The organism is Corynebacterium sp. HMSC055G02, from assembly GCF_001809065.1.
Lineage (GTDB): Bacteria > Actinomycetota > Actinomycetes > Mycobacteriales > Mycobacteriaceae > Corynebacterium > Corynebacterium jeikeium_D.
On the sequence record NZ_KV795638.1, the window covers coordinates 21,345 to 36,770 of the forward strand.

Here is a 15,426-nt window from a genome sequence, read left to right on the forward strand (position 1 = left end):
CGAATCTCCCCTGCAATCTCATCGTGTGATTCAGCACCCCGAGGTTCGATATCCCGTGGTTCGGTCATGCCTGCGGAAGTCCCTCCAAACGAGCCTTAATGCGGTCAATCTCCTCCAGTGCGAACTGGTGGCGAGTCTTAATCTTCTCCACGACTTGCTCCGGAGCCTTGGACAGGAAGGCCTCGTTGCCGAGCTTCTTTTCGGTGCCGGCCAGTTCCTTCTCGGCCTTGGCCAGGTCTTTTTCCAGGCGCTTGCGTTCAGCGGCCACGTCGACGGTGCCGGAGGTATCCAGCTCGATCAGAACCGTGGCCTGAGACAGGCGCACCTCAATGGAAGCGGTAGCGGTGAATCCATCCTCCGGTGCCTCAGCACGAGCCAGCGAACGAATCATCTCTTCCTGAGCAGCCAGATCAGCATCCGCCAGGTTCATGCGTGCCGGCACGCGCTGCGACGGCTTCACACCCTGGTCATTGCGGAAACGACGCAGCTCGGTGACCAACTTCTGGGCATCGGCAATACGACGTGCGGCAACCTCGTCGACAGCAGCGCCGTCGGCGGTCATGGTGGCATCCGGCCAGGCGGAAATAACCAGAGAATCCTCGAAGCCCTCCGCGCCGTCGGTAAGCGCCTTCCACAGCGTCTCCGTGACGAACGGCATGGACGGGTGCAGCAGACGCAGCAGCGTATCCAGCACGCGGCCGAGAACCAGACGAGTGGAGGCGGCGCGGGCGGCCTGCTCCTCGGTCATGGTCTCGCCGTCGTTCAGGCGCGGGAAGTCAACCTTGGTCATCTCCAGGTACCAGTCACAGACCTCGTCCCATGCGAAGTGGTAGAGGGCCTCGTTGGCCTTGGAGAACTCGTACTTATCCAGCGCAGCGTCAACCTCGGCGCGGACCTGTTCCAGGCGGTCCAGGATCCAGCGGTCGGTGTCGGTGAGCTGGTCGCGGTCCGGCAGCTCGCCCACGTGGGCCCCGTTCATCAGCGCAAAGCGGGTGGCGTTGAACAGCTTGGTGGCGAAGTTACGGGAGCTCTGAGCGGCGTCATTACCGACCGGCAGGTCAGAGCCTGGGTTAGCGCCACGCGCCAGCGTGAAGCGAAGTGCGTCCGCACCGTAGTCACGGACCCAGTCCAGCGGGTCAATGCCATTGCCGAGGGACTTCGACATCTTGCGACCCTGCTCATCGCGGACCAGACCGTGCAGGAAGACATCCTTAAACGGCACCTGCGGACGACCGTCGCGCCCCTTACCCAGCGGTGAATCAGCCAGGGTGGCAGCAAAGGTCGAGAACATCATCATGCGCGCGACCCAGAAGAACAGAATGTCGTAGCCGGTGACCAGAACGGATGTCGGGTAGAACTTCTCCAGCTCTGGGGTGGCGTCCGGCCAACCCATCGTGGAAAACGGCCACAGCGCAGAGGAGAACCAGGTATCCAGCACGTCCGGATCCTGCGTCCAGCCCTCGCCCGTCGGAACCTCATCATCCGGGCCGACACAGACGACCTCGCCATTCGGGCCGTACCAGATCGGGATGCGGTGACCCCACCACAGCTGACGCGAAATACACCAGTCGTGCATGTCATCAACCCAGTCGAACCAGCGCGGTTCCTGCGAAGCCGGGTGAATAACCGTGTCGCCCTCGCGAACAGCATCGCCGGACATCTTGGCCAGCTCATCGACCTTAACGAACCACTGCAAGCTCAGCAGCGGCTCAATCGGCTCACCCGAGCGCTCCGAGTGACCAACCGAGTGAACGTACGGGCGAATCTCCTTGACAATGCGCCCCTGCTCACGCAGCGCCTCCGTCAGCGCAGTACGGGCTTCTGCACGATCCATGCCGTCGAAACGCGTGCCAGTGTTGAAGATACGGCCAGTGGTGTCGATGACCTCCGGCATATCCAGGTCGTGGCGCTGGCCCATGGCGAAGTCATTCGGATCGTGCGCCGGCGTGATCTTCACCGCGCCGGTACCGAACTCGCGATCCACGTAGTCATCGGCGATGACCTGAATCTTCAGGTCCTCGCGGAACGGGTGGTCCAGAACCTTGCCCACCAGGTGCGTGTAGCGCTCATCCTCCGGGTGCACGGCAATTGCCACGTCACCCAGCATCGTCTCCACACGAGTCGTCGCCACAACAATGGAGTCTTCCCCATCGCCGTAGCGGAAGGACACGAGCTCGCCTTCAGCGTCCTCGTACTTGACCTCAATATCCGAGATTGCAGTCTGCAGCACTGGCGACCAGTTGACCATGCGCTTGGCGCGGTAAATCAGGCCGCGGTCAAACAGTTCCTTAAAAATCGTCTGAACCGCACGGGACAGCCCCTCGTCCAGAGTGAAGCGCTCACGAGACCAATCCAGGGAGTCACCAATCTGGCGCATCTGGTTGCCGATACGTCCGCCGTAATCGTGCTTCCACTCCCAGACCTTCTCCACGAATTCCTCGCGGCCGTAATCGAAGCGGTCCTTACCTTCGGACTCCTTCAGCATCGCCTCGACCTTGGTCTGAGTTGCGATACCCGCGTGGTCCATACCCGGCAGCCACAGCACCTCGTAGCCCTGCATGCGCTTACGGCGCACCAGCGCATCCATCAAAGTGTGGTCCAGTGCGTGGCCCATGTGCAGCTGACCCGTCACATTCGGCGGGGGCAGCACAATAGAGTAAGCCGGCTTGGAGCTAGACGGGTCAGCCTTGAAATAACCAGCGTCTACCCAGCCCTGGTACAGGTCCGACTCCACGTCAGCCGGGTTCCACGACTTGGGCAACTTATCTGCTCTGTTTAGGTCCACGTTGTTCTCAGTCACGCGTCACATCTTAGCGCCTTGCCCGGATTTGGTTTCCCAGGGGCTTTACGACGGCCCTTGCGCCCCACCCATATCTGCTATCGGCGACTTATACACCGCCTAATTCAAGCCTTACTCTCGCTCCGACCCGAACCGCGATTACCGCGCAAAATAAAAGCACTCTCTTGTGAAATCATCACAAGAGAGCGCCTCTAAACGGCCGTTGAACAGCTCTTAGACCAGCAGGTCCTTAACAGCCTCGCGCTCTTCGCGCAGTGCCTTGACGTTGCGCTCGATGCCAGCGCGCTGAACCTCGGAGAGATCCAGGCCCTCAACGCGAACCCACTCGCCGTCCTTGGCGTAGCACGGAACACCAGCGACCAGGCCCTCGTCGATGCCGTAGGAGCCATCGGACGGAAGGGCGACAGAGACCCACTCGCCCTCTGGGGTACCCGTGACCCAGTCACGCATGTGGTCAACTGCGGCAGCGGCAGCGGAAGCTGCGGAGGAGGAACCGCGGACCTCGATGATTTCTGCGCCACGCTTCGCGACACGCGGAATGAAGTCCTGCTCGACCCATGCAGCGTCCACCTTGTCGGAGACCTTCTCGCCTGCAATGGTGGCGTAGGTGATGTCCGGGAACTGGTCTGCGGAGTGGTTACCCCAGACAATCATGTTCTTGATCTCAGTGGTCGGAACACCAATCTTTTCCGACAGCTGAGACAGGGAACGGTTGTGGTCCAGGCGCATCATGGCGGTGAAGCGCTCTGCCGGGATGTCCTTAGCGTGGGACGCAGCAATCATGGTGTTGGTGTTGGCCGGGTTGCCGACAACCAGAACCTTGATGTCGTCTGCTGCATGATCGTTCAGTGCGGCACCCTGCGGGCCGAAGATCTTGCCGTTGGCACCCAGCAGTGCGGAGCGCTCCTCGCCCTTGCCGCGCGGCTTTGCACCGACCAGGAAGGCGGCGTTAGCACCGTCGAATGCCTTGGCCGGATCATCGGTGATGTTGATGCCAGTCAGAAGCGGGAAGGCGGAGTCAAACAGCTCCATGGCGACGCCTTCGGTGGCGTGCAGCGCCGGAGTGATCTCCAGCAGGTTCAACTCAACCGGGGTCTCAGGGCCGAAAACCGAACCGCTGGCAATGCGGAAGAGCAGGGAGTAAGCGATCTGTCCGGCGGCGCCGGTAACTGCAACCTTTACGGGAGTCTTGTTCACTTCAGGCCTTTCTCGAGAGAGAATCAATTCGCTGCCCACTCTAATGCGACTACAGAATTGGCGCAGACGGGGGCGACGGGCTCAGGCCAATTCTGAAAAACGGATAGCATTAGGCATGACTTACGGTCATGTACTCATTTCACTAGAAAGAAGTCCGCGACCGAGCAATTTCACCCCCGTTAGATAGCCAAAACCCCGTAGTCGCCCTCTAGTCCAAGCAAAGGATTTTCATGAAGTCTCCAGGCTCCTCTGATGCAATCCCCCATGCAGTCTTGGTGGCAGCACTTCAAGAATTCACCGCAAAGGGGTATGCAGATGCCCGTTTGGATGCCATTGCTGCCGCCTCTGGTGTCTCCAAGCGCATGCTTCACTACCACTGTGGTGACAAGTTGGGACTCTACAGGGCGACGTGGGCACATGTGCTGGAGACCGTAAGGCCTGACGACGACGACCTGCGCCCGCACTCCAATGTGCCGGTGGAAGCCCTGCAGCATGTGGTCGGTGTTATCTATGACTACTTCTCGGCGAACCCGCTCGCCGTGCGGTTCATCATCCAGGAAAACCTACATCCGGTCCTGCCGCTAGAAGGCGTGACTGGGCTTGGTGGTCAGAGCCCAATTGTTTTGGAGTTTGACCGCATCTTGTTGCTCGGTCGCGATTATGGTGCATTCCGCACTGATATTTCCGCACTTGATCTTTATATTCTCGTGCTGTCGCTGGCCACCTTCCCCACCCTGCACCAGCGGACTTTTGAAAACCTCTACGGCATTGAAATGCAGTCGACAGTGTTGTCGGACAAGCTGCGTGAGTTCGCTCAGGACACTGTGACCAGCCTGTTGACGTCCTCGCCTCGCAACGAACCGGGCAGCTCGTACACTTCCCTGCTGGCCTCCCATGGCGCCAACTCGTCCGCGCTTGGCGCAGAGGTCTACGGCGATCAGCCCAACCCAGAGACTCAGGACTTGACTACTGACGATGCCCCGGATTACCGCGACATCTACGGCATGGACGACTAGGGCTCCATACAGACATCAAAAACCCGGTTAGAGCGGCTACTCTAACCGGGTTTTTAGCTACCTTTACGCAGTCTTCTTATCCTCGCTGCGTTCAACGAGTTCCGGCGCTGCACCGTCCGTGATGCATTCCTTGTGGACAATGACCTCCGCGACGTCGTCACGCTCTGGTACCTCGAACATCACGGGAACCAGGATCTCTTCCATGATGCCGCGCAAACCACGGGCGCCGGTATTGCGGCTAATCGCCTTGGCAGCAATGGCGCGCAGTGCCTCATCGTCGATGGTAAGGCGCACACCGTCCATGTCGAACAGGTGCTGGTACTGGCGAACCAGGGAGTTCTTCGGCTCGGTGAGTACACGAACCAGCGCGTCCTCATCGAGGTTGGTGACCGATGCGATAACGGGAAGGCGGCCAATGAACTCAGGAATCAGGCCGAATCGAACGAGATCCTCCGGCAGTACGTCGCGGAATGGATCCTTCATGTCCTCGTCGTTAGCCGAGGTGACATCTGCTCCGAAGCCCAGGCCCTTCTTGCCGACGCGCTCCTGCACGACCTTCTCCAGACCGGCAAACGCACCGGCGACGATGAACAGGACATTGGAGGTGTCGAACTGAATGAACTCCTGGTTTGGCAGCTTGCGCCCACCCTGCGGGGGCACGGCGGCTACGGTTCCCTCGAGAATCTTCAGCAGCGCCTGCTGCACACCTTCACCGGAGACATCGCGAGTGATAGAGGTGTTTTCAGACTTACGCGAGATCTTGTCAATCTCATCGACGTAAATGATGCCGCGCTGCGCCTTCTCGACGTCGAAATCAGTAGCCTGCAGCAACTTCAGCAGGATGTTCTCCACATCCTCACCGACATAGCCGGCCTCGGTCAGGCTGGTGGCGTCAGCGATTGCGAACGGCACATCCAGCTTGCGAGCCAGCGTCTGTGCCAGGTAGGTCTTGCCACAGCCTGTCGGCCCCAGCAAGAGAATGTTCGACTTCTGTAGCTCGACGTCGTTGTCCGACTTGGTCTCTGCAGCACGAAGGCGCTTGTAGTGGTTGTAGACCGCGACGGCTAGGGTGCGCTTTGCCATGTCCTGGCCGATGACGTACTCATCGAGGAAGTCGCGAATTTCCATCGGACGCGGCAGGCGGTCGTCGTTGCCAGTTGCCTCGCCGCCGGTGTTGAGCTCCTCTTCAATAATCTCGTTGCAGAGCTCGATGCACTCATTACAGATGTACACACCAGGTCCGGCAATCAGCTTTTTGACCTGCTTCTGACTCTTTCCACAGAAAGAGCACTTCAGCAAATCCGCACTTTCTTGCATACGCGCCATGAGGCTCCCGCCGCCGCCTTTCCGCTTCGTTGCCAATAACTGCTTCAGACCAGCCTACCGTGAGTGTGCGCAAATACCGGCTTCCACGCCAGGGGCGAGGCGAATTTCACGCGATCTCGCCCGGTGCTTTACGACGGCCAGTGCGCAGCACTCCAAAGAGACCATGTCCCCATTTAGGCGTTGTGCTTGCGGTACTCGAAGACCTGGTCGATGATGCCGTACTCGACGGCCTCTTCAGCGGTCAGGATCTTGTCACGGTCGGTGTCCTTGCGGATCTGCTCTGCAGTGCGACCGGAGTGGCGAGCCAACGTCTCCTCCATCAGCTTGCGCATGCGCTCGATTTCGTTCGCCTGAATCTCCAGGTCGGAAACCTGGCCCTGGATTCCCTGGGTAGCCGGCTGGTGAATGAGCACGCGCGCATTCGGCAGAGCTGCACGCTTACCCGGTGCACCCGCAGCGAGCAGCACGGCTGCCGCGGAGGCAGCCTGGCCCAGGCACACGGTCTGCACGTCGGGACGCACGTACTGCATCGTGTCGTAGATGGCCATCAGCGAGGTGAAGGAGCCGCCTGGGGAATTGATGTACATCGTGATGTCACGATCCGGGTCCAGGCCCTCGAGCACCAGCAACTGCGCCATGATGTCGTTAGCGGCGGTGTCATCGACCTGGGAGCCGAGGAAGATAATGCGCTCTTCGAAGAGCTTGTTGTACGGGTTGGATTCTTTAGCACCAAAGCTGGAGTGCTCCACGAAAGAAGGAAGCACGTAGCGCGACTGCGGCATCTGCATATTGTTCATCTCCATGTTGATTAATTCGCCTCTAATTCTTCGCTACTATCCGCTTTTAGCGTGCGGTGTCCTTGAGAGCGGTCACGACGTGGTCAACCAGGCCGTATTCCTTAGCCTCAGCCGCGGTAAACCAGCGGTCGCGGTCCGAGTCTTCCTCAATGCGCTCGACCGGCTGACCGGTGTGCTGCGCGATCAGGCGAGCCATCTCCTTCTTGGTGGCAGCGAACTGCTCAGCCTGAATGGTGATGTCGGATGCGGTTCCGCCGATACCTGCAGATGGCTGGTGCATCATAATGCGGGCGTGCGGCAGCGCGTAACGCTTGCCCTTAGCACCTGCGGCGAGCAGGAACTGGCCCATGGAAGCTGCCAAGCCCATGCCGTAGGTAGCCACGTCGCACGGAACAAACTGCATGGTGTCGTAAATGGCCATGCCGGCGGTGACGGAGCCACCCGGGGAGTTGATGTACAGCGAGATATCCGCCTCTGGGTCCTCAGCTGCCAGGAGCAGCATCTGACCGCAGAGCTTGTTGGCAATCTCGTCGTCGACCTGCTCACCCAGCCAAATAATGCGCTCCTTGAGCAGCTTGTCGAAAACCGTGTTCGTCGACATCTGGGCGTTATCGCTCATCGGTGTACTCCTTTTTCGTACGTGTGCGAGTTTTGTCGTTCATTAGAGGGTAACGAAAAGGGCCGCCCCTTTGTTTCGGGAACGGCCCTTGTTCGCTATAAGCGTTGCGTCATGTCGAACGCGCCGCGCTAATTGCGGGGCTTACTCAGCGGAGGTGTCCTCAGCCTTGTCGGACTCAGCCTTCTCAGCCTCCGGCTCGACCTCACCGAAGTACTCGTTCAGGTCGATTTCGTTGCCCTCGGTGTCCTTGGCGGAAGCCTTCAGGATCGAGGTAGCCAGAGCCTTGCCGCGGCGAACGTCTGCGAACAGGTTGCCGAGCTGGCCGGACTGCTGAATCTGCTGGATGAACTGGTTCGGGTCCATGCCGTAAGACTGAGCAGTGAACAGGATGTGGTCGGTGAGTTCCTGCTGAGAAACATCCGGCTGGATCTCTTCAGCCAGTGCGTCCAGGAACAGCTGGGTGCGGACAGCTTCCTCAGCGGACTTCTTGGAGTCCTCGTCGAACTGCTCACGGGTGGTGCCCTGTGCCTCCAGCATGGAGTTCAGAACCTTCTCGTCGCCGCCGAACTGACCCAGCAGCTGCTGCAGCTGGCCCTCGACCTGCTCCTTGACAACACCCTCCGGCAGAGCGATGGTGGTCTGCTCCATAGCGGCAGCCAGAACCTTGTCGCGAACCTGCTGAGCCTGCTCACCCTTCTTGGTGTTCTCAACCTGGCGAGCCAAATCTTCCTTCAGCTCGTCGATGGTGTCGAACTCGGAAGCCATCTGAGCGAAGTCGTCGTCAGCTTCCGGCAGCTCGCGGACCTTGACGGACTGAACGGTAACGGTGACCTGAGCGTCCTCGCCCTCGTGCTCGCCAGCAACCAGCTTGGTGGTGAACTCCTTGGACTCGCCCTGGGACAGGCCGACAACAGCGTCATCCAGGCCGTCAATCAGGTCATCGGAGCCGACCTGGTAGGACAGGCCCTCGGTGGAGGCCTCTTCCAGCTCTTCGCCGTCGATGGTGGCGGACAGGTCGATGGAGACGAAGTCGTCCTTTTCGACTGCACGCTCGACGCCGGTCAGGGTGCCGAAACGAGCGAGCAGGTCCTGCAGCTCAGCCTCAACAGCTTCGTCGTCGGCGACCAGCGGATCAACCTCAACTGCGATGTCCTCGAACTTCGGCAGCTCAATCTCCGGACGGACGTCGACCTCAGCGGTGAACTCAACGAGCTCGCCGTCTTCCAGCTTGGTGATGTCGACCTCAGGCTGACCGATAACCTTCAGGTCCTCCTCGCGAACGACCTCGTCGTAGCGGGACGGAACCATGTCGTTGAGCACCTGCTCCAGGATTGGGCCGCGGCCGAAGCGGGCCTCAATCAACTTTGCAGGTGCCTTGCCCTTACGGAAGCCCGGAATCTGGACCTGCTGAGCCAGTGCCTTGTAGGCGTTGTCGAACTCTGGCTTCAGCTCGTCAAACGGGACCTCGACGGTAATCTTCACTCGGGTCTCATTGAGCTTCTCAACGGAAGACTTCACTGGTGCACTCTCCTGCAACTCGATGATTAATTCATAGACCACGGGAGTGCCCGTGATACTGGTCGGGGTAGCGGGATTTGAACCCACGGCCTTCCGCTCCCAAAGCGGACGCGCTACCAAGCTGCGCCATACCCCGTATGCGTCATTCGAAACCTAGCAGAAACCCCTTTGGAGCATCTGCACCGGGGCCCTCATAGGCGCGAAATCGCGTTTCCACAACGGACCCGTATAGATTTACCTGACGATTAATGAAATCACAAAACCACGCGTTCAACCAGGCTAATGCTCTGTCTGAAAACGCTTTACGACGCCATCGAGAGCCAACCTGCCAACTACTACTGGTTTCATGAAATCCATGCATATCACCGGGCGTTTGCATCTCCTCGGCGCTGCTTTTGGCGGCCTCGTTTACTGCAAACACTCCATTCGTCGGCCGACTCCCCAAAGAAGCCGCCTAAAACGACTGCCCCTTTGTTGAGTCGTGTGACAGTGTAATCAACGGCTATACGCCTGTTTCATATACCCCATATTGCTTTAGTTTCATTTTCTGTTTTTCCCGGCCACAGCCACTTTTCTTTAAATCCTTCGAGAAAAACCTGGCATCGATTTTTGTATGTGCGCTTTAACGAGTTAATATGCCTTGTACCAAGACACGGTCTGGTTGAGGCGAGTGCGCATCTAAACCGGATTTCTGTCTATGGGGATGTCGTATAGTGGCTAATACCTCAGCCTTCCAAGCTGAAGACGCGGGTTCGATTCCCGTCATCCCCTCCATGTGAAAGCACCCTCCGGCCAGCGTCGGAGGGTGTTCTTCTTTTTGACGGGATCCGTCCCGAAATCCGTCACAGGCATGTCACGACCGCGTGCGCGCGTCACGGTTTCATACAGCGTCGGTAACAAGTCGGTGGCACTGTCATGTCGGGTCTTTTGCCGTCGTCACGCACAACTAGTCCCGGCGGCATGAATCCTCGCATCATCGACAAGGACACCGGCGTCGAGCTGTGGACCGTCGCCGAATGCGCGGAGTTCACCGGTACCGCGCGCGGCACGTTCACCAGCTATGCGGGCCGTGGCAAAGCGCCGGTGCCGGCGGCGAAGCTCCACGGGCTGAACCCGCGGAACTCCGACGACGTGCGCGAGTGGCAGAAAGGCCACGAGGCGAAGGGCAAGTAGCCGGCCCAATCTCGGACCGGTCAGCCCGGCATGACCGGTCAGCCCAAGTAGTGGGCGGCGACGACGTTGGCGATCTCGTCGGCGTCGTTGTGGGCGACGAGCACGCCGTGGCCGTGGCCCGGCAGCTCGATGAGCTCGCCGCCCATGACCGCCTGCATCGCGCGGCCGCCCGTGCCGGTCACCGCCGCATCGCGGTCGTAGTGGAGCAGCAGCGGCTTCGACTCGAGGGCGTCGCCGCTGAGTTCCACGGCAGCGCCCTGCCCCGGCCAGCCGAGGCATAGCTGCCCCGACGACAGCGCATCGGCGTTGAGGCGGAAGATGTCGCCGCCGGTGAACTGGTCGAGGTACGTGCGGGGAATGCGGGACGGGTCGGCGGCGGTGACGTTGTCGTTGCAGATGATCGCCCGCTCGATGGTTCCCATCGCCTCGGTCTGCGCCATCATGTCTTCCGGGGTCACGCCCTCGGGTAGTTCGGGGGTCTCCACCTCGCCGGTGACCACGGCGTCGGCGATGTCGGGCCACATGCTCTCCGAGTACGTCGCCGCGAAGGTCTGCTGCAGCAGCACCGACTGATTGCCGGCGCCGGGGCGCATCAGGTTCGCCGCGAAGGAATGGCTGCGCCACGCGACGGGCAGAACGCCGTCGGCCAGCTGCATGAACGCCTCCGGGTCGTCGGCGAAGGCGGCGGGCACGTCGCCCACCTGCGTCGGCGGCGGGTAGACCTGACCCGGCGCGCCAACCTCCTCGTTGATGCGCTGCGACCAGCGCGCGTACACCTGCAGGGCGGTGGTGCCCAGGCCGTACTCGTCGTCACGGTCGGCGATCCACTGGAACATCGCGTTGAGAGCCTCGCGGCGCCACGGCTCGCGCGAGTCTCCGAGCCGAAAGTAACGGTCGGCAGGATCGACCGAGGAATCCAGCACCATCCGGCCCGTCTTGTCCGGGAACAGGGTCGCGTACGTGCTCATCAGATCCGTGCCGTAGGACAGGCCGTAGAGGTGCATGACGTCCTGGCCGAGCACGTCGCGGACATGGTTGAGATCGCGAGCGGTGTTCTCCGTGGTGATGGTCGCCGCGTATCCCGGTTCATTGGCTTCGCAGGAGGCGTACATCGCGCCGACCTGCCCGGAGAGCAGACCCGTCATCGGGATGTCCGCCACGTTGCAGTTCAGCGGGGTGCCCCAGGCCAGGCCGCGCGGCTCGACGGCGATGAGGTCGAAGTGCTCCCGGACGGCGGTCGGCATCCTCACGGCCTCGTCGGAGAACATTCCCAACGCGTCGCCGCCGGGGCCGCCCGGATTGCCTGCGATGACGCCACGGCGCTCCCCCGTCGCCGGAACCCGGCTGACAGTGAGGGAAATCGTCGCGCCCTCCGGGTCGGAATAATCACGTGGCACGTCGATGTCCGCGCACACGGTGCCCGGCGCGGTCATCGCCGCGGTCGGGCACGCGCCCCAGTCCAACCCGCCGAGATCGGCCGGACCGGCGGAGCCGCCGGCCGACGCCTGCGGCACCGACAGCAACGTGCCCGCCAGCGCGAGCGCCGTGACCGGGGCCAACGCCCTGCGGACGAAGGACGTCCGGGACGACGGGGCCGCTGAGACTCGGCTCGCGGACCGGGCCTCGGCACCGGTCTCCACAGAGGAGACGGCGGGGGACGCTGCGCCGAATGCGGCGGGGGACAACTTCTTCGTGGGGCGCACGGGGATAAACACCTTTCATCGACTGCAACGAACGGTATCAAACCGTAACGCCGACCGCACGCCGTTCAAGGCACGAAGATTAGGGCACCGGCCGCACGCTGTTCAACGCACGGAGATCAGGGCACGGACCGCACCCGGTACACCAGCACCGCACCGACGGCGGTGAGCGCGCCCGCGAAAACGTACAGGCCGGGGTACCCGCCGAGGTTCGCCAACGCGAAGGCGGCGAGCACCGGGGCGGCCATGTTCGGGCCGGCGACGGCGAGGTTCATGACGCCCACGTCACGCCCGCGCTCATCGGCCTTGGGCAGCACCTGGTTGATCAGGGCCTGATCGACGGCCATGAACACGCCCCACGACAGACCCAACAGCACCGCCGCGCCGACGACCATGGCGAAGCTCCCGGCGAACGCCATGATCGCGCAGGCCCCGGCGACGCCCATCGACGACAACGCCACGAACACCCGGCGCTTGCCCATCTTGTCGGACACTTTGCCCGACAGGATCGCGGTGACGATGACGCACAGGGCATACGCGCCGGTGAGGACGAGCACGCCGGCATCCGGATCGGGGTGGCCGATGTGATCGCGCAGGTAATAGAACAGGTAGAACAACGCGACCGAGTTGCCCGTGGTCACCAGGAACCGGGCGATGAACACCCACGTGAAGTCGCGGTAGAGCCCTCCGGGCACCTCGGCGACGGCGGGCACCACGGCGTCAGCGTCCCCGCCGGCGTCGTCAAGCACCGGAGATGCGGCCGCCTGCGACCGCACCCGGGACACGTCGCGGAAGCCCGGCAGGAACTGGCCGATGAGCACCAGCAGCAGCGCCGCGGTGACGATGTACGCCAGCCCCAGGTCGAACACCGTGGCCACGACGGTGCCCAGCACCACGCCGAGGGTGTACGTCAGCCCCAGCACACCCGAGACCACGCCGTACTGATTGTCCGGCACCGTATCCGGCGCCACCGCCTGGGCCGCGTTGATTGACGCCGCGATGGCCAGCTGGAACACCGCCCACCCGATGGTCAACGCCATGAAGCCCGGCGCGGCGCCCAGGAACACCAGCGACCCGGCCGCCGCCAGTCCGCCGAAGAGGATCCACGGGGCGCGGCGGCCCCAGCGCGTGTCCGTGCGGTCCGACAACCACCCGGCCAGCGGATGTCCGATGATGGAGAAGAACCCGCCGACCGCCATGAGGAGCGCGAACTTCTCCTCCTTCTCCCCCGGATGCCAGATGAGGATCTGCTGCGCCAACAACAGCTGCGTCGGCGCTGCCCACGAGATGTTCTGCCCCAGGTACAGCAGGCCGTACCGCACGATCCAGCCGGTGGTCACCGGCGTGCGCTGGGCGGGGTCGGCGGTGAAACGCCCGACGTCGGAGATGGCGCGTTCGGAGGAGCTCATCCCTGCACCCCATCCGGCTCCGGCGGCTGCGCCCGCACGTTGGGGTCGGTGTGTTCGTCCGCGACGGGGTAACGACGGCCTGCGGTGTAGCGCCGGTGCAGCTCCGGGGTGATCCGCCCGGTGCGGGCCAGCTCGGCCAGCAGGTGGCCCGACGGCTTCATCGTCCGTTCCTGCGTCTCGTAGTCCAGGTGGACGATGCCGAATCGCGGCTCTTCGCCGTCGGCCCATTCCCAGTTGTCCACGAAGCACCAGTGGTACCAGCGCTCGATGGGCACGTCCGACTCGGCGATGGCCCGCAGGTGCTCCAGGATGAACCGCGGCCGGAACGACTCCAGCCTGCGGTCGGCAGCCCCGGCGTCCGGGTTGGCGTAGTCCCCGGCCGGATTCGGCTTTTCGACGCCCGCGTCCACGCCACCGACCGACAGCTCCAGATCGCCGAGATCGCAGGTGCCGTTTTCGGTGATCCAGACCGGTCCGCCGAAACGCTCGTTCAGGTCGCGGGCGCATTCGACCAGGCCCTCGGGGTGGATTTCCCACCCGAGGTCGTTGACCGGAGCCCCGACGAAGGTGCCGTCGTCGAACTTGTCGACGGCCGTGCGCGAGTAGTAGTTCAGGCCCAGGAAGTCGTGGTGGCGGCCCGACGGCAACCCGCGGCCGACCTTCGCCCCGCCCAGCAGCGGATGGAACTTCCCCGCCAGATGCGCGTCGGCGACGATGTCCTGGAACAGATGCCGATTGATCCGCGCCAGGCCGCGGTGGATGGGGTTGCGCGGATTGCGCGGCGCGAACGCCCGTGCGTGGTGGGCGATGCCGACCTTCGCCCGATCCCCCTGGATGCCGTGGATGACCTCGTAACCGCGGATGTGGGACACCGCCATGTTGCGCAGCACGGCCATCGTGTCGCCCCACGAGCGGTTGCCCGGCGGGCCCGAGCGGAACATGTGCGCCTGGGTGGCGTACACGTTCGGCTCGTTGACGGTGATCCACTCGTCGACGAGGTCGTCGAGCGCCCGCACGGTCGTCTCCGCATAGCGCAGGAAAGCCGCCGGCGATTCATCGGAGGTGAAGCCGCCGCGCCGAGCGAACCAGAGCGGATTGACGAAGTGATGGAGCGTCACCAGCGGACGAATCCCCTTGTCCCGCAGGTCGGCAATCTCCTCACGGTAGCGATCCAGCACCGCATGGTCGAACTCCCCCGGCCGCGGTTCGATACGCGCCCACTCCACGCCGATGCGAGCGATGGGCAGACCCAGCGACGCCATGAGCTCGTTGTCCTCCCGCCACCGGTTCCAGTGGTCGGTGGCGCGCAGCGGGGTCGAACCATCGGCGATGTTGCCGGGCTCGCGGGCCCAATCGAACCAGTCGTTGTTCTCGTCACCGCCCTCGATCTGCCCGGCGGCCGACGCCGTGCCGATCAGCAGACCCCGCAGATCGACGTCGTGATGCAACGGCTTCGCGAGCGGCGACGTGCGCGGCTGAGGATGGAGAGTTCGGTCATTGGCAGGCACATTGGTTGACATGCCGACATCCTATGTCACACATCACGCCTAGTTTTTGGTTTTCAAACAAACTATTATGGGTTTCGCGCGTCGACGGGGTCGTCGTAAAGCAACCGAGTAGAGCAACCGGATCGTTCGCGAAAAATCCGCTCCCCCTGGAACGAATCGGAGCCCCGGCCCGTTGTTGACGATGTCCCCCCCCAAAAAAAATCAAAAATCACGTTAGGAACCCCACTTGTCAGCCTTCTAAGCTGAAGACGCGGGTTCGATTCCCGTCATCCCCTCCACGCAACCGGGCGCATTGCTCCCGGTTTTTACTTTCTGAGCCGACGTCCGGGGACCAGAAATTCTTCTGACCTCTGTTCAGGATCC

Annotated in this window: 11 protein-coding genes and 2 tRNA genes; 3 read left to right on the forward strand and 10 right to left on the reverse strand. The window is 62.2% G+C overall.

Translation table 11 applies throughout. From position 1 onward, the window contains the following. Window positions 1-64: 64 nt before the first annotated feature. Window positions 65-2,800: a valine--tRNA ligase gene (locus HMPREF2547_RS03045; protein ID WP_070604680.1), complete on the reverse strand. Its 2,736-nt coding sequence runs from the start codon at window positions 2,798-2,800 to the stop codon at window positions 65-67. Between the two features lie 213 nt (window positions 2,801-3,013). After that, window positions 3,014-3,997 carry a malate dehydrogenase gene (locus HMPREF2547_RS03050; protein WP_016422306.1) on the reverse strand — a complete coding sequence of 328 codons (984 nt, stop codon included), beginning with the start codon at window positions 3,995-3,997 and terminating at the stop codon, window positions 3,014-3,016. 230 nt (window positions 3,998-4,227) lie between these two features. Between HMPREF2547_RS03050 and HMPREF2547_RS03055 the strand changes: the two genes are divergently transcribed. Next, window positions 4,228-5,013: a TetR/AcrR family transcriptional regulator gene (locus tag HMPREF2547_RS03055; RefSeq protein WP_016422305.1), complete on the forward strand. Its 786-nt coding sequence runs from the start codon at window positions 4,228-4,230 to the stop codon at window positions 5,011-5,013. A 63-nt stretch (window positions 5,014-5,076) separates the two neighbouring features. Here the strand turns inward: HMPREF2547_RS03055 and clpX are convergent, their stop codons facing one another. The 5 genes from clpX to HMPREF2547_RS03080 all read right to left on the reverse strand — a co-directional run bounded on the left by clpX (window position 5,077) and on the right by HMPREF2547_RS03080 (window position 9,409). Next, window positions 5,077-6,339, reverse strand: coding sequence for an ATP-dependent Clp protease ATP-binding subunit ClpX (gene clpX, locus HMPREF2547_RS03060; protein ID WP_042388518.1), 1,263 nt, complete (start codon window positions 6,337-6,339; stop codon window positions 5,077-5,079). 173 nt (window positions 6,340-6,512) lie between these two features. Beyond that, window positions 6,513-7,136: an ATP-dependent Clp protease proteolytic subunit gene (locus HMPREF2547_RS03065; RefSeq protein WP_369707172.1), complete on the reverse strand. Its 624-nt coding sequence runs from the start codon at window positions 7,134-7,136 to the stop codon at window positions 6,513-6,515. A 46-nt stretch (window positions 7,137-7,182) separates the two neighbouring features. Further along, window positions 7,183-7,755: an ATP-dependent Clp protease proteolytic subunit gene (locus HMPREF2547_RS03070; protein WP_016422302.1), complete on the reverse strand. Its 573-nt coding sequence runs from the start codon at window positions 7,753-7,755 to the stop codon at window positions 7,183-7,185. A gap of 141 nt (window positions 7,756-7,896) precedes the next feature. Next, the gene (gene tig, locus HMPREF2547_RS03075; RefSeq protein WP_141744327.1) at window positions 7,897-9,360 is read right to left on the reverse strand and encodes a trigger factor; all 1,464 of its coding nucleotides are present in this window, start codon (window positions 9,358-9,360) and stop codon (window positions 7,897-7,899) included. After that, window positions 9,333-9,409 (reverse strand) — tRNA-Pro (locus HMPREF2547_RS03080). The genes tig and HMPREF2547_RS03080 overlap by 28 nt, the downstream gene beginning before the upstream one ends. Before the next feature lie 563 nt (window positions 9,410-9,972). Between HMPREF2547_RS03080 and HMPREF2547_RS03085 the strand changes: the two genes are divergently transcribed. Both HMPREF2547_RS03085 and HMPREF2547_RS03090 read left to right on the forward strand, forming a co-directional pair. After that, window positions 9,973-10,047: transfer RNA gene (locus tag HMPREF2547_RS03085), tRNA-Gly, on the forward strand. A 186-nt stretch (window positions 10,048-10,233) separates the two neighbouring features. Then, a complete protein-coding gene (locus HMPREF2547_RS03090) occupies window positions 10,234-10,446 on the forward strand; it encodes a hypothetical protein (protein ID WP_048735147.1) in 213 nt (70 codons plus the stop codon). 38 nt (window positions 10,447-10,484) lie between these two features. Here HMPREF2547_RS03090 and HMPREF2547_RS03095 read toward each other — a convergent pair whose 3' ends face one another. The 3 genes from HMPREF2547_RS03095 to HMPREF2547_RS03105 form a co-directional block, all read right to left on the reverse strand. Continuing rightward, complete coding sequence (locus HMPREF2547_RS03095) at window positions 10,485-12,005, reverse strand: alpha/beta fold hydrolase (protein ID WP_126107929.1); 1,521 nt, start codon at window positions 12,003-12,005, stop codon at window positions 10,485-10,487. Between the two features lie 260 nt (window positions 12,006-12,265). Continuing rightward, window positions 12,266-13,555 carry an MFS transporter gene (locus HMPREF2547_RS03100; RefSeq protein WP_070604682.1) on the reverse strand — a complete coding sequence of 430 codons (1,290 nt, stop codon included), beginning with the start codon at window positions 13,553-13,555 and terminating at the stop codon, window positions 12,266-12,268. After that, window positions 13,552-15,075 (reverse strand): glycoside hydrolase family 1 protein, encoded by a 1,524-nt coding sequence (locus tag HMPREF2547_RS03105; protein WP_049170990.1) that lies wholly within the window; start codon window positions 15,073-15,075, stop codon window positions 13,552-13,554. Before HMPREF2547_RS03105 ends, HMPREF2547_RS03100 begins: the two co-directional genes overlap by 4 nt. Window positions 15,076-15,426: the final 351 nt, after the last annotated feature.

Bases quoted from the DNA above. Each gene is read 5' to 3' on its own strand.
- HMPREF2547_RS03055 (WP_016422305.1), top strand. From the start codon at position 4,228: ATGAAGTCTCCAGGCTCCTCTGATGCAATCCCCCATGCAGTCTTGGTG.
- clpX (WP_042388518.1), bottom strand. From the start codon at position 6,339: ATGGCGCGTATGCAAGAAAGTGCGGATTTGCTGAAGTGCTCTTTCTGT.
- HMPREF2547_RS03065 (WP_369707172.1), bottom strand. From the start codon at position 7,136: ATGAACAATATGCAGATGCCGCAGTCGCGCTACGTGCTTCCTTCTTTC.
- HMPREF2547_RS03070 (WP_016422302.1), bottom strand. From the start codon at position 7,755: ATGAGCGATAACGCCCAGATGTCGACGAACACGGTTTTCGACAAGCTG.
- HMPREF2547_RS03090 (WP_048735147.1), top strand. From the start codon at position 10,234: ATGAATCCTCGCATCATCGACAAGGACACCGGCGTCGAGCTGTGGACC.
- HMPREF2547_RS03100 (WP_070604682.1), bottom strand. From the start codon at position 13,555: ATGAGCTCCTCCGAACGCGCCATCTCCGACGTCGGGCGTTTCACCGCC.
- HMPREF2547_RS03105 (WP_049170990.1), bottom strand. From the start codon at position 15,075: ATGTCAACCAATGTGCCTGCCAATGACCGAACTCTCCATCCTCAGCCG.